General features: G+C 46.7%; 12 protein-coding genes. 10 read left to right on the top strand and 2 right to left on the bottom strand.

What is annotated here, in order from left to right; all coding sequences use genetic code 11:
- The gene (locus tag CLC91_RS04380) at window positions 1–915 is read left to right on the top strand and encodes a general secretion pathway protein GspB (RefSeq protein WP_095500055.1); all 915 of its coding nucleotides are present in this window, start codon (window positions 1–3) and stop codon (window positions 913–915) included.
- A gap of 57 nt (window positions 916–972) precedes the next feature.
- Here the strand turns inward: CLC91_RS04380 and putA are convergent, their stop codons facing one another.
- Window positions 973–4,143: a bifunctional proline dehydrogenase/L-glutamate gamma-semialdehyde dehydrogenase PutA gene (gene putA, locus CLC91_RS04375; RefSeq protein WP_095500054.1), complete on the bottom strand. Its 3,171-nt coding sequence runs from the start codon at window positions 4,141–4,143 to the stop codon at window positions 973–975.
- A 371-nt stretch (window positions 4,144–4,514) separates the two neighbouring features.
- Here putA and CLC91_RS04370 point away from each other — a divergent pair, with 371 nt between their 5' ends.
- The 4 genes from CLC91_RS04370 (at window position 4,515) to CLC91_RS04355 (ending at window position 6,468) form a co-directional block, all read left to right on the top strand.
- Window positions 4,515–4,808: a hypothetical protein gene (locus CLC91_RS04370; protein WP_095498020.1), complete on the top strand. Its 294-nt coding sequence runs from the start codon at window positions 4,515–4,517 to the stop codon at window positions 4,806–4,808.
- A gap of 103 nt (window positions 4,809–4,911) precedes the next feature.
- Window positions 4,912–5,124, top strand: coding sequence for a PspC domain-containing protein (locus tag CLC91_RS04365; protein WP_095498021.1), 213 nt, complete (start codon window positions 4,912–4,914; stop codon window positions 5,122–5,124).
- A 73-nt stretch (window positions 5,125–5,197) separates the two neighbouring features.
- The gene (locus tag CLC91_RS04360) at window positions 5,198–5,668 is read left to right on the top strand and encodes a copper chaperone PCu(A)C (RefSeq protein WP_095498022.1); all 471 of its coding nucleotides are present in this window, start codon (window positions 5,198–5,200) and stop codon (window positions 5,666–5,668) included.
- Between the two features lie 59 nt (window positions 5,669–5,727).
- Window positions 5,728–6,468, top strand: coding sequence for a TIGR04219 family outer membrane beta-barrel protein (locus CLC91_RS04355; protein ID WP_095500053.1), 741 nt, complete (start codon window positions 5,728–5,730; stop codon window positions 6,466–6,468).
- A gap of 81 nt (window positions 6,469–6,549) precedes the next feature.
- On the opposite strand, the gene tolC is transcribed toward CLC91_RS04355, so the two are convergent.
- Window positions 6,550–7,881, bottom strand: a complete 1,332-nt coding sequence (gene tolC / locus CLC91_RS04350; protein ID WP_095498024.1) for an outer membrane channel protein TolC — start codon at window positions 7,879–7,881, stop codon at window positions 6,550–6,552.
- A gap of 278 nt (window positions 7,882–8,159) precedes the next feature.
- Between tolC and CLC91_RS04345 the strand changes: the two genes are divergently transcribed.
- From CLC91_RS04345 to parE, 5 genes are all read left to right on the top strand, one after another.
- Window positions 8,160–8,774, top strand: coding sequence for an NUDIX domain-containing protein (locus CLC91_RS04345; protein WP_233132577.1), 615 nt, complete (start codon window positions 8,160–8,162; stop codon window positions 8,772–8,774).
- Entirely contained in the window at window positions 8,755–9,189 is a 435-nt protein-coding gene (locus CLC91_RS04340) for a DUF1249 domain-containing protein (RefSeq protein WP_095498025.1), read from the top strand. The genes CLC91_RS04345 and CLC91_RS04340 overlap by 20 nt, the downstream gene beginning before the upstream one ends.
- 17 nt (window positions 9,190–9,206) lie before the next feature.
- Entirely contained in the window at window positions 9,207–10,028 is an 822-nt protein-coding gene (gene cpdA, locus CLC91_RS04335; protein ID WP_158220693.1) for a 3',5'-cyclic-AMP phosphodiesterase, read from the top strand.
- Between the two features lie 34 nt (window positions 10,029–10,062).
- A complete protein-coding gene (locus tag CLC91_RS04330; protein ID WP_095498027.1) occupies window positions 10,063–10,647 on the top strand; it encodes a YqiA/YcfP family alpha/beta fold hydrolase in 585 nt (194 codons plus the stop codon).
- A gap of 74 nt (window positions 10,648–10,721) precedes the next feature.
- Window positions 10,722–12,611: a DNA topoisomerase IV subunit B gene (gene parE, locus CLC91_RS04325; RefSeq protein WP_095498028.1), complete on the top strand. Its 1,890-nt coding sequence runs from the start codon at window positions 10,722–10,724 to the stop codon at window positions 12,609–12,611.
- The last annotated feature ends 23 nt before the right edge of the window (window positions 12,612–12,634 follow it).

Genomic DNA, 12,634 nt, shown 5'->3' with positions numbered 1-12,634 from the left:
ATGTCGATATTACAAGATGCACTGGATCGCAGTAACAACCGCTTGCCACGTCAACCGACCGCGACACCTAGGCGAACTGGGTTTTGGTTGTTAATTGCAGCAGTGGCATTGACGACTGCCGGTGTCAGCGTTGCTGTTACCTGGTGGATAATGCAGCCGTCTACGCAGTCAGCAGCGGAGCACTCGGGCTTACCTAAAATCCAAGAAAGCAACAGCCCAAGTCAACCCTTGAACGCCCAACAACAAATGCAAGCGCAACCCCAGCCTCAACCCCAACCTCAACCAAGGGTGCGTCTAGCCGGACGTGTTACATTGCCGGAGCAACAACCGCTGCGGGAGTCTAGACCACAGCCACCAACTCAAGCCGAGCAGGTAGAACAATCGCAACCTTATAGACAAAGCGAACCTGTTTCGCCTCAGTCCAACGGCTACACCTTGGCCGATGGCTCATTGGTTTTGGGGGCTAAGCCGAGTGAACAGCAGCAGCAACAGCTACAGCAAAGTGCAAATCAAGCGTCAGTGGGTACTAGTCAAAACCCGCAAGTGAACGATGAAACAGCGCTCATCGCTGCGCTTGAGGCGGCATTGGCGGATGTGGAAAAAGAACGAGCGTTGGAGAAACCTATGGTGGATCCCCAGTTAGACCCGCTTCCCAAAGACGCCCCACAGGCCACCGATATTCCAAAGCCCAGCCAACTGCCGCAAGCTTTCCAAGATCGGATCCCAAGATTTAATATAAGCGCTCACATCTACGCAGCCAAACCACAAGATCGCTGGCTAAGTGTTGATGGGGTTGAGTTGCAGCAAGGGGATCGCATTCAAGGAGCGCTTAGAGTGGTAGAAATTCGGCCACAAGATGTGGTGTTAGAACTGGATGGCACCGAATTTCGTGTCGACGCCTTAGCCGGGTGGTAAAAAAGCCAGCGATAATCGCTGGCTTATTTCTATTACAACACGCTAACTTGTTGGTCGTTAACCATCGCCTAAAATTAATAGACTTGCGTTACCACCAATGGCAGTAATGTTATTGGTAAAGGTTTTTTCGGTAATAAATCGAGTTAAATAGTGTGGTCCACCGGCTTTGGGCCCGGTACCACTTAACCCTTGCCCGCCAAAAGGTTGTACTCCAACCACAGCGCCTATTTGATTGCGGTTAATGTAAACATTGCCCACATTTATACGCTCTGCCAATTGTTGAGCATGGCCTTCGTTACGGCTATGAATGCCTAAAGTTAATCCATAACCAGTACCATTCACCTGTTCAATCACCTCGTCTAAAGCGCTGGCTTTATAGCGAATAAGGTGCAAAATTGGGCCGAACTGTTCCTTTTCCAGCACGCCAATGTGATCGATTTCAGCCGCCAGTGGGGCGACAAAAGTACCGTTTTCACAACATGGTGGTAAGGTCATTTCGCCAATTACTTTAGCGTGTTGCTTGAGCCATTCGCCGTGTTTCAGTAGGCCATCTCGAGCACTTTCATCAATAACAGGACCTACGTCGGTCTTGATGCTATTAGGGTCACCAATCGTCAATTGCTCCATAGCGCCCACCAACAGTTCACTGATGCGATCGGCGATATCTTCTTGAACAAATATCACTCGGCACGCTGAACAACGTTGACCGGCTGAGGTAAAGGATGAATCTACCACATCTTGTACAACCTGCTCCGGTAGTGAGGTGGAATCGACAATCATGGCGTTTTGACCGCCGGTTTCAGCAATTAACGGAATAATTGCGCCTTGGCGATTGGCGAGGGTTTGGTTGATCAGTCGCGCTGTGGCGGTCGAACCGGTAAAACACACACCGGCAATATTTTCGGCACTGGTTAGCCAGTGCCCAACCGTTGCACCGCTGCCCGGCAGAAGCTGCAACGCCGCTTTTGGAATGCCTGCTTGGTGGGCTAACTGCACCGCACGAAACGCCACCAAACTGGTTTGCTCGGCAGGTTTTGCAAGCACCGTGTTACCGGTAGCCAAAGCCGCCGCTACTTGCCCTAAGAAAATGGCGAGCGGGAAATTCCAGGGGCTGATGCAAACAAATGCACCGCGACCTTGTACATGCAGTTCGTTGCGTTCTCCCGTGGGCCCCGGCATAACTTGAGGTGCCATCAATTGTTGTGATTGCGCACCGTAGTAGCGAAGGAAGTCGACGGCTTCGCGAACTTCATCAATGCCATCTTGAACGCTTTTACCAGCTTCTCGAGAACATAAAGCAATGAGCTCTTCGCGATGTTGCTCGAGCAGATCCGCAAGGCGAGTCAAGCAGGCTGCACGCTCAGAAACTAAAGTCGCGTTCCATGCTGGAAAAGCTTGATTAGCCTTTTCAATGGCTCGATTAACCATGGCTTGATCAGCAAAACTCACACTTCCCACCGTTTGACGACGGTCGTATGGGCTCGTAACCGATGCGGCTTCTCCGGAGTAGATTTCACCGTCAATGAGCGGCCCGGCCTGCCATTGTTGTGTTGCAAACGTATTAAGCTCTTGTAAGAAAGGCAGTGATTCAGACTCAATGTTGAGATTCATCCCTTGCGAGTTCAATCGCTCCTCGCCGAAAATATGCGGCGGTAGCGGAATTTTGGTGTTACTCAGGCTTGGATACGCTTTTATGGTTGTCAGTGGGTGCTGAACCAAGCTATCGATGGATACACTTGGGTCTACCAACTTGTAGACAAAGGAGGTATTCGCCCCATTTTCCAGCAGTCTACGGACTAAATAGGGCAGTAAATCTTTATGAGCTCCCACGGGCGCATAAATTCTCACCCTTTGGTTAGGCTGATGTTTCAGTAGAGTGTCGTACAATTCCTGGCCCATGCCATGCAATCGTTGGAACTCGTATAAACGATCGCCAGCCATATCCTGAATTGCCGCCACGGTTTGAGCATTGTGGGAGGCAAACTGCGGATAAATCGCGCCTTTAGTGTGTTCGGATAACAGATAGCGAGCGCAGGCTAAATAGGAAATATCCGTACCCGCTTTGCGGGTGAAGACTGGGTAGCCATGTTCTCCCGCTACCTGACACCACTTAATTTCGCTGTCCCAATAGGCGCCTTTAACTAAGCGTACTGGAATTTCATCACCATGAAGTTTACCAAGTTGGGCGAGCCAAACCAGCACAGGCAAGCAGCGTTTCGAATAAGCTTGCACCACAATACCAAGTAAATCCCAGCCTTTGGCCGCATCACTTAAATATACTTTTTTGAAGAGTTTAAGTGACAGTTCTAATCGATCCGCTTCTTCGGCATCGATAGAAATGCCGACATTGAGGCTGCGAGCTAGGGTTACTAGCTCTATTAAACTGGCGTATAACTCGCTTAATACGCGATCTTCGTTGGCAACTTCATAGCGAGGATGCAAAGCCGATAGCTTAATTGAAATGGTTGGGCGAGGGGCTTTCGCTTCATCGTAACGTCCACTGCCTAAGGTTCGAATGGCATTGGCATAGTCGTTAAAATACTTATCGGCATCGGCTGCGGTCAGGGCTGCTTCACCGAGCATATCGTAGGAGTGGGTATAGCCGATGCTTCGATTTTTCTCGCTATTGGACATGGCTTCTGCAATGTCTCTCCCCAACACAAACTGTTTACCCATGATTTTCATGGCAGCGTACATGGCTTTACGAATAACCGGTTCGCCCATTTTGTTAACCAAACGGGAAAGCAAATGATTAGGAGAGCCATCAATCTTCTTATCTAGGGTAATGATTTTCCCCGTGAGCATTAATCCCCAGGTTGAGGCGTTAACCAAGGTGGAGTCACTTTGCTTGATGTGATCTTCCCAGTCGGCACCTTGCAGTTTGTCTTCAATAAGCGCGTTGGCGGTGGCGGCGTCGGGAATTCTAAGCAGTGCTTCGGCAAGGCACATTAAAATAATGCCTTCTTGAGTATCTAAACTGTACTCTTGCAGAAAGGCGTCAACGCCAACCATAATGCCTTTCTTCTCGTATTGGCGCACCTGCGCTACCAATTCATGCGCGCTGGTGGTTACTCGGCTTATGGTATTGCTATCGCCTGGCACCATTTCGATTAACTGAGCTAAATAGGCGTCTTCATCAACAGTATAATTGGCACTGATTTGAGCAAATAGTGAGTCGAGGTCTTCGGCTTGATAGTCAGCCGCTAATACATTCTTCGCGTTAAACATAAGCGCTGTTTCCAATTGATTTGATGGGGCTGCATTGCTTGTTTTTGTTTATGTTGTGTTGGGCAACGCAGTAATTCGCAGCGATTATAACTGCAAAATGTGAACTAGAGTAGAATTTTTGAGTTTTGGTGACGTCCGTAAGTATTAGGCGAAACTCAACGCACCAATGTTACCGATTTAAAAAGTAGTTAATTTAACCAAATAATGGTTAAAGCGCGTTTGTGAGTATTATTTGTACAAAATGCTCAGTACCCACCTGGCGATTAATTATGCAATTTAATCAATAGGTTAAGGTTTTCTGTAAAAGTTGGCACGAGGGTTGTAATAGCTTTGATAGCTAAATCATCAAACAACGAAAAAGGGTAGATATCATGAAAACACGTACTGCAACCACCATCGCCATCGGTTTTATCGCCGCCTTTACAGCCGCTGTAAGTGCCAATGCAGATGCCAGTGAATTGAACACTCAAGAAATTCAACGTCAGTTGTCATCTAACATTCAACAAGGCATTTCCGAGTTTGTTTCTCATTCACAACAAGAGTTGAAAAAGCAGATTCAAGTTCAGCTAGAACGCTTTCAAACTGAATCAGACTTACCACTGGCCAATACCAAAAAAGACGAGGCCAAAACCGATTCGCCAGTAAAGTACAGCGCTCGGTGGTAAACCATGATTTCAACAAGCTTTCTGATTGCACTTTTTATAGCGCCCGTTATCAGCTTTTTCATGTTGGCCAGCGTGGCGCATTTTTTAGAAACTTAGGAGAAGAATGATGAACAGCATACGTCGAGCAAGTCGAGATTCTTGGTTAGCTGGAGTGTTAAGCGGCTTTGCCAATCAGTGGGGCTGGTCTCGCTTTTGGGTTCGAGTGGTGTTTATGTGTGCGATGCTCGTTGAGCCGGTAAGCCTAACGCTTGGCTATTTAATACTGGCTGTACTTATGCCCTCAGAAAACCAGCAAAGTCACTATCGACACCGTTAAGATGGTTTAAGCTGCAATCGAATTAGGTTATGCTGCTATCGAAAAATAACGATAACAAAGAGCAACTAACCTAATGAAGAATAAACTACTGTCTACAGCATTTGGCTTACTATTTAGCTGCTTCGCAATCTCCGCCCAAGCAAAATTGATGATCACCAACGAGGTGGTAAGAGCGTTACCGCCGTCGGTACCCAATACGGCTGCTTATTTGGACATCATGAACCATTCAGAACGTCCGATAAGCCTAATTGGCGTTACTACTAAAGTCGCTGAAAAAGCCGAGCTGCATACCTTGGCAGAGCAAGACGGCGTGATAAAAATGACCCAAGTCGATCACATATTTATTCGCCCCATGGCTCGCGTTGAATTATCGCCAGGTGGCTTTCACATCATGCTGATTGGGTTAACGTCGCCCTTAAAACTTGGCGCTAAGGTACCAATGACACTAAGCTTTGATGATGGCTCGACTCGAGACATTGAAGCGGTAGTTACCGACTTGAATGATGCATCAGCTTCTCACGAGCATCATCACCATAATCATTAAACAGAATTGCTATTAAACAGAACTATCATTAAATAGAACTATCACGGAAAGAGTGTTACATGAAAAAACTAAGTTATGCCGCTTTAGCTGTCAGTCTTGGGCTCTCCTCAGCGTCAGCCAGTGCTGATGTTATTGGTTTTAAGGTCGGTGGCGACTATTGGAAAGCCGACTCAGAAATGGCGTTTGCCGACGCCGGAACACCGCGCCAGACCTTTGAAACAGATTCTGAATCACAAATGAGTCTATGGTTGGCGATAGAGCATCCGGTGCCGATATTGCCCAATGTCATGATTCGTGAAAACCGCATTGAAACCAAAGGCTATGCTGACAATGCAGACATGCGCTTCGACGGTCAAGATTTTACCGGTGGCGTTACTGCGGATGTCAATCTATCCAATACGGATTTCATTTTATACTACGAATTGCTTGATAACGATTTGATTGAATTGGATTTAGGTGGCGCCTACAAGCGTTTTCATTCGGATTTTGCAATCTTACCGGACGACGAAGTCGGACGGCGTTACAGTCGAGATCTGAGCAGTGGTGTTGCGATGGCCTATGCCCGCAGTCAAGTGAAAGTGCCTGGATTTGGTCTTTATGGTTTTGTTGATGTAATGACTGACGGTAGTAAAAACTACGATTATCAAGGCGGTGTTGGTTGGATTTTCGATACCATAGCGCTGGATTATAAACTTCGCGTTGGCTACCGAGAAATGGGCTTCGAAGACACCAGTTTCGACTCAGTCAATGCTAAGACTAATTTTAAAGGTGCCTTTGCAGGCATCGAGCTGCACTTCTAATTTGATTCTCGACGATTCGGGTTATTGATATAAAAAAGCCGCTTCATTTGAAGCGGCTTTTCTGTTGTCGTTCATAAAATATTACGGTTGCTGTTGCTGCAAAGGCTTAAGGCCATTGTTCACAGCGATTACGTCATCTTCATTGAGCGTGCCGGCAGCCGCTTTAAGCTGCAAGATACTGTTAATGTATGCATAACGGCTGTTGGACAGCTGAGTTTTCGAGTTATAAAGGTCTCGTGTACGGTTAAGTACTTCAACAATGGTACGAGTTCCTACTTCAAAGCCTGCTTGTGTTGCTTTAAGCGCACTTTCAGCTGAGATAACCGATTGCTCGTAAGCACGAATCGAGCTAACAGTAGCATTTACGGTATTAAAGTTTGAACGAATGCTTTTCACGACTTGGCGATGAGTCTGCTCTAACGCTTCGCTGGCAATCACATAGTTATATTGAGCTTGTTTAACTTGTGAACTTACCCGCATCCCTTCGAAAATCGGAATCGACATAGTAACCGCAATATTTTGGTCATTGTAATTGTCTGGACGAGGAATGGTGTTGTTGCCGTATTTACGCTCTTGACCTGTGGTCGCGTTGGCTTGGAAGTTCAAACTTGGTAAATGCCCGGATTTCGCCAAAGAAATAGATTGTTCTGCAATGTCTTTACCTAAACGGCGTTGCAACAAAGCGAGATTGGAATCTTCAGCAATTGTTAACCATTCAGCACTGCTGGATGGGGTGGTTTTACCCGCGGAGAACCGATCGGTATCGAGAACATTTAAGTTAGCGTGATCAATTCCGGTAATTTCACGAAGGGCTTCGTAGCTGTTTTCCAGTTGATTTTGCGCGGTAATTAAATCTGCGGTAGCCAAATCGAACTGGGCTTGAGCTTCATGTACACCGGTAATGGCCGTAAGCCCCACTGCAAAGCGTTGCTTGGTTTGCTCTAATTGTCTTTCAATCGCTCGTTTTTCCGCTTCCTTAAATTCCACCGTATCCTGTGCCGCTAGTACGTTAAAATAAGCCGTGGATACTCGGGTGATAAGGGTCTGAAGCGCTTCAGCGTATGTCGCATCCGCTTGTGAGGCGGTTTTTTCTGACAAACTCAGGTTTAACCAAGCTCCATGATCGTAAATGACCTGATTCAAACGTAATCCGCCGGTGAAACCAGAGTTTCCACCTTGATTGTCTCCCCATGCTTTGTCATAACCAATGTTTCCACTAATCGTAGGCAGCAAAGGTGATCGATTTTCAGTAATGCTCTCATACAAGCGGTCGCGATCGGCTTTGGCTTGAATGACAACCGGGTCACTGGCTAACGCTTGCTGATAGATTTGTAGAATGTCATCAGCGTTAGCTGTGCCAGCCACGGACAACAGTGCGATAGATGCGCATAGTGAGCGAATTTTGAATTTCATTAGCTATCCTTCGTAGATAGAAACGTCTATCTTGTGAGTCGATATGGAACAAGTTAACTATTATTATGAATTTACACTACTTGCTCGCCTAAGTTGACTACAAATGGCGTAAAACTGTGTAAATTAGCGTTGTTAGTTAGCTTACTCTAATTTCTTGAGTTAACAATTATTTGTTCAACTTACAATTGTAACAGGTTTTAATTTGCCTCTAAAGATCACAGTTTAACCATCAACTGGATAATGAACCGGCTTAATAAAAATATGAGAGGAGTGTCACGTTGAGGAATAAAAATTCCACATTTTTTGCTAATAAAAGCCTCTCTGTTCGTCATCAAGAAACCGTGTTTGACGGCTTTTTTAAGATGCGTCGTTATCGTTTTGTGCATCAGTTGTATCAAGGCGGTTGGAGTAATGAGGTTGAGCGTGAAGTTTTTGAGCGAGGCGATGCGGTAGTGGTGTTACCCTACGATCCAGTACGCGATGAAGTGGTGTTGATTGAACAACTCAGATTTCCGGCGCTAGATAAAGTATCGTCCCCTTGGTTGGTGGAACTGGTTGCCGGTATGATTGACACCGATGAACAGCCAGAGGATGTAGCTCACCGTGAATTGCACGAAGAAACCGGCTTGCTGGCTCAGCGTTTGCAGTTTATCTGCAAGTTCTTACCCAGCCCAGGTGGGTGCAGCGAGCTGCTTCATCTTTACTTCGCCAGCGTTGATGCGACCTCGATTCAACAGCACGCAGGCTTGGCTGAGGAGAATGAAGACATTCGGGTATTTGCGTTACCGCGGCAACAGGTTCTGCAGCAATTACAACAAGGCGAAATCACTAATGGCGCTACAATCATTGGTTTGCAATGGTTGGCATTGAATTATGACAAGCTCAAACTTTAAATATCAGCCTAATGTGTCGGGCTTTCTTACCTTATGTTCACGTAATTACTTGGATCTAATTCGGGTGCTGCCGGTGCAATGGAACGTAAAGGAAAGCGTTGATTGGCCGGAATCCGGTAAAGGGCTACGTTTCGAATTAGCTGAAGTTAGTCGTTATACCGAAACGGTTTTAGTCACACCGTTATTACCTAAAAGGAAGTATTTTACCGACTTTGTGATGAGGGTTCGGGTCTATCATGACGCCCAATTAGCAGAAGTGTTAAGTTGCCAACAGAATTCTCAGTTTAAGGCAGTGTATGATTATCCGAATGCTGCCATGCATCAACGAGACGAAAAGCTGCAGCAGAATATTTTCTTAGCAGAACTGCTTCGTCAACCGATGCATCGAACGGAGCAGGGCGCACAAGGTCGATAGGTTGGGTAGATAGGTACGTGAAAACGCCGTTAACAACAGTTTCAGTAAACCATCACAGCACAGTAAATGTGTTGCAGATTACTGATCCACATTTGTTTGCGGATAAAACCAGAGATCTGCTCGGTATTGTAACCTGGGATAGTTTTACTTCAGTCATTAATGCCGCAATTGGCAAGGTTTACGATTTTGTCGTAATCACAGGTGACATCAGTCAAGACTATTCAGTGGAATCCTACCAGCATTGCGCCGAGGCGTTGTCTGTATTCGATTGTCCGGTATTTTTACTGCCGGGTAATCACGATGAGCTAAGCATGTTAGAACGCCATGTTGTGGCTGATAACTTCTATCACCAAGCACGAGTGCAAGCGGGCAATTGGCAATTGCACATGCTGAACTCTACGTCCGGTACTCGACCTGGCGGAGAGTTTTGCCAACAGCGCTTGGAAATGATCGAGCAAAGGCTGCAATCGGGGCAAGACCATCACCAAATGCTACTGATGCACCATAATCCTGTACTCAGTGGGAGTCATTGGTTGGATCAACATTGCCTCAAAGACGGCCCTCAGTTTTTAGAGCGGTTAAGTGGCTACCCTCAGGTTAAGGCCATTCTTTGGGGGCATATCCATCAAGCCTTCGACCAGATCCAGAACGGCATTCGCCTATTAGCAAGCCCGTCAACCTGCGTGCAATTTTTGCCCAACAGCCACGACTTTGCTCTTGATACGCTGCAGCCGGGTTATCGTTTGCTGCAATTGCACACAGATGGTAGCATCGATACACAAGTTCACCGCCTTGAAGGGGCTCGATTTATCCCCGACAGTGCTGCACAAGGCTACTAATTAACACGCCAATTGCGAAGAAACTATCAGGACGATGCTGTTATATTTACACGGGTTCGCAAGTTCACCAGAGTCGTTAAAAGCCCAACAAACCTTGGCTTTCGTAACTCAACATTTTCCCAAGTTAAGGGTTCACATCCCACAGTTAGGCAGTGAGCCTTTGCAGGTTCAACAGCAACTGTGCGATATAGTGGAGTCGGAACTTGCTCGGGGTGAGCCACTGAGGTTTATTGGTTCATCGCTTGGTGGATACTTATCCAATTACCTTTGTCAGCGATACGGCGGTAAAGCGGTATTGGTAAATCCCGCCGTTCGTCCGTATGAATTGCTAGAAGATTATATTGGAACACAGGTCAACTCGTATTCAGGAGAAGCGTTTGAAGTGAAGCCTGAGCATATGCAACAGCTCAAGCAAATGGATACCGAAGTTGTCGAACAACCGGCTAATTATTTAGTTTTGCTGCAAAGTGCCGATGAGGTACTGGATTATCGACAAGCTCTGTGGAAATATCAATCAGCAGAGCTTATTGTAGAACCTGGCGGGGATCATAGTTTTCAAGGTTATGAACGCCATTTAAGCGCCATCGCCAAATTTTTAGAGCTTAACGCAATCGAATAATAACGCTCGATACACCATAAATTATAAAAGGCAGTCACAAAACTGCCGCATTATCACAAGCTAGAGTAGACCACATGAGCAATCAATATACCGCTGATGCAATTGAAGTATTAAACGGTTTAGAACCGGTCAAACGTCGTCCCGGCATGTACACCGATACCACGCGTCCGAATCACCTTGGGCAAGAGGTTATCGATAACAGTGTTGACGAAGCGTTAGCCGGACACGCCACAAAAATTGAAGTCATCTTGCATAAAGACAATTCTCTAGAAGTGATTGATGACGGGCGTGGGATGCCGGTGGATATCCACCCTGAAGAAGGGATCCCTGGGGTTGAGCTCATCTTAACTAAGCTGCATGCTGGTGGTAAATTTTCAAATAAGAACTACGAGTTTTCCGGTGGTTTGCACGGTGTTGGTATTTCAGTAGTGAACGCCCTGTCGACGCGAGTAGAAGTAAATGTTCGTCGCGACAGTCAGGTGTATCAAATGGCATTCGAAAACGGCGACCGCGTTGAAGAGTTAAGCGTTGTCGGCACTTGCGGTCGTCGCAATACCGGAACATCGGTGCACTTTTGGCCGGATTCAAGCTATTTCGATTCCGCGAACTTTTCACTGACGAAACTCACCTATCTGCTGCGTTCTAAAGCGGTTTTATGCCCCGGATTAGCGATTAAGTTCGTTAATAAACAAAATGGCGAGACTCAAGAATGGTTATTTAAAGAGGGATTGAAAGACTATCTTGTTGACCGTTTAGGGGCTTGGCAGCGATTACCTGAATCACCTTTTACCGGCAGTTTTGCCTCAAAACAGGAAGCCGTTGATTGGGCGGTAACTTGGTTGCCAGAAGGCGGTGAAAGCTTATCCGAAAGCTATGTTAACTTAATTCCTACCCCGCTTGGGGGGACGCACGTTAATGGCTTACGTCAGGGACTGTTAGAGTCGATTCGAGAATTCTGCGAGTTTCGTAACCTGTTGCCAAGAGGGGTGAAACTGACCCCGGACGACATCTGGGATAAATGCTCTTTCGTGTTGTCAGTGAAAATGCAAGACCCACAGTTTGCAGGACAAACGAAAGAAAAGTTATCGTCGCGACAGTGCGCTGCCTTTGTCTCTGGCGTAGTCAGAGACGCCTTTAGTTTGTGGCTGAATGAACACACAGATCAAGCGGAGTTAATTGCTGACTTGTGCATTAACAGCGCCCAAAAACGCTTGCGAAGTGCTAAGAAAGTGGCGCGTAAACGAGTCACTTCAGGACCGGCACTTCCGGGCAAACTCACCGATTGCACCTCAGGCGAACCCATGCGCTCCGAGCTGTTTTTGGTGGAAGGGGACTCAGCAGGGGGCAGTGCTAAGCAAGCGCGCGACCGAGAGTTTCAAGCCATCATGCCGTTGCGTGGAAAAATTCTGAACACGTGGGAAGTCGATGCATCGCAGGTGCTGGCGTCTCAAGAAGTTCATAACATCTCGGTCGCTATTGGCTGCGATCCAGACTCGGACGATTTTAGCGAACTGCGCTACGGCAAAATATGCATCTTAGCGGATGCGGATTCCGATGGGCTGCACATTGCAACCTTGTTATGCGCCTTATTCCTTAAGCATTTTAGTGCGTTAGTTGAAGCAGGTCACATTTACGTTGCGATGCCTCCCTTGTATCGAGTGGACATAGGTAAAGAGGTGTTTTATGCCCTCGATGAAGAAGAGAAGCAAGGCATTCTCGATAGAATTCAGGCGGAAAAGCGCAAAGGTAAAATTCAGGTCACTCGCTTTAAAGGATTGGGTGAAATGAACCCCGGCCAACTGCGGGAAACCACCATGGACCCCAATACCCGACGTTTAATTCAATTGACGGTAGACGATCAAGAACAAACCATGGCCATTATGGATATGCTTTTGGCTAAAAAGCGCAGTGGCGATCGCAAGACTTGGTTAGAGTCGAAAGGCGATATTGCCGAGCTGGCTTAACAACGAATTTAAGATAAAGGAAC

Source organism: Paraferrimonas haliotis, assembly GCF_002282895.1.
Lineage (GTDB): Bacteria > Pseudomonadota > Gammaproteobacteria > Enterobacterales > Shewanellaceae > Paraferrimonas > Paraferrimonas haliotis.
Note: the sequence above shows the minus strand (reverse complement) of the source record. Positions and strands in the feature narration are given on the sequence as shown.

Excerpts from the sequence above, each read along its gene's own strand:
- CLC91_RS04380 (WP_095500055.1), top strand. The coding sequence starts at position 1 with ATGTCGATATTACAAGATGCACTGGATCGCAGTAACAACCGCTTGCCA.
- putA (WP_095500054.1), bottom strand. The coding sequence starts at position 4,143 with ATGTTTAACGCGAAGAATGTATTAGCGGCTGACTATCAAGCCGAAGAC.
- CLC91_RS04370 (WP_095498020.1), top strand. The coding sequence starts at position 4,515 with ATGAAAACACGTACTGCAACCACCATCGCCATCGGTTTTATCGCCGCC.
- CLC91_RS04365 (WP_095498021.1), top strand. The coding sequence starts at position 4,912 with ATGATGAACAGCATACGTCGAGCAAGTCGAGATTCTTGGTTAGCTGGA.
- CLC91_RS04360 (WP_095498022.1), top strand. The coding sequence starts at position 5,198 with ATGAAGAATAAACTACTGTCTACAGCATTTGGCTTACTATTTAGCTGC.
- CLC91_RS04355 (WP_095500053.1), top strand. The coding sequence starts at position 5,728 with ATGAAAAAACTAAGTTATGCCGCTTTAGCTGTCAGTCTTGGGCTCTCC.
- tolC (WP_095498024.1), bottom strand. The coding sequence starts at position 7,881 with ATGAAATTCAAAATTCGCTCACTATGCGCATCTATCGCACTGTTGTCC.
- CLC91_RS04340 (WP_095498025.1), top strand. The coding sequence starts at position 8,755 with ATGACAAGCTCAAACTTTAAATATCAGCCTAATGTGTCGGGCTTTCTT.
- CLC91_RS04330 (WP_095498027.1), top strand. The coding sequence starts at position 10,063 with ATGCTGTTATATTTACACGGGTTCGCAAGTTCACCAGAGTCGTTAAAA.
- parE (WP_095498028.1), top strand. The coding sequence starts at position 10,722 with ATGAGCAATCAATATACCGCTGATGCAATTGAAGTATTAAACGGTTTA.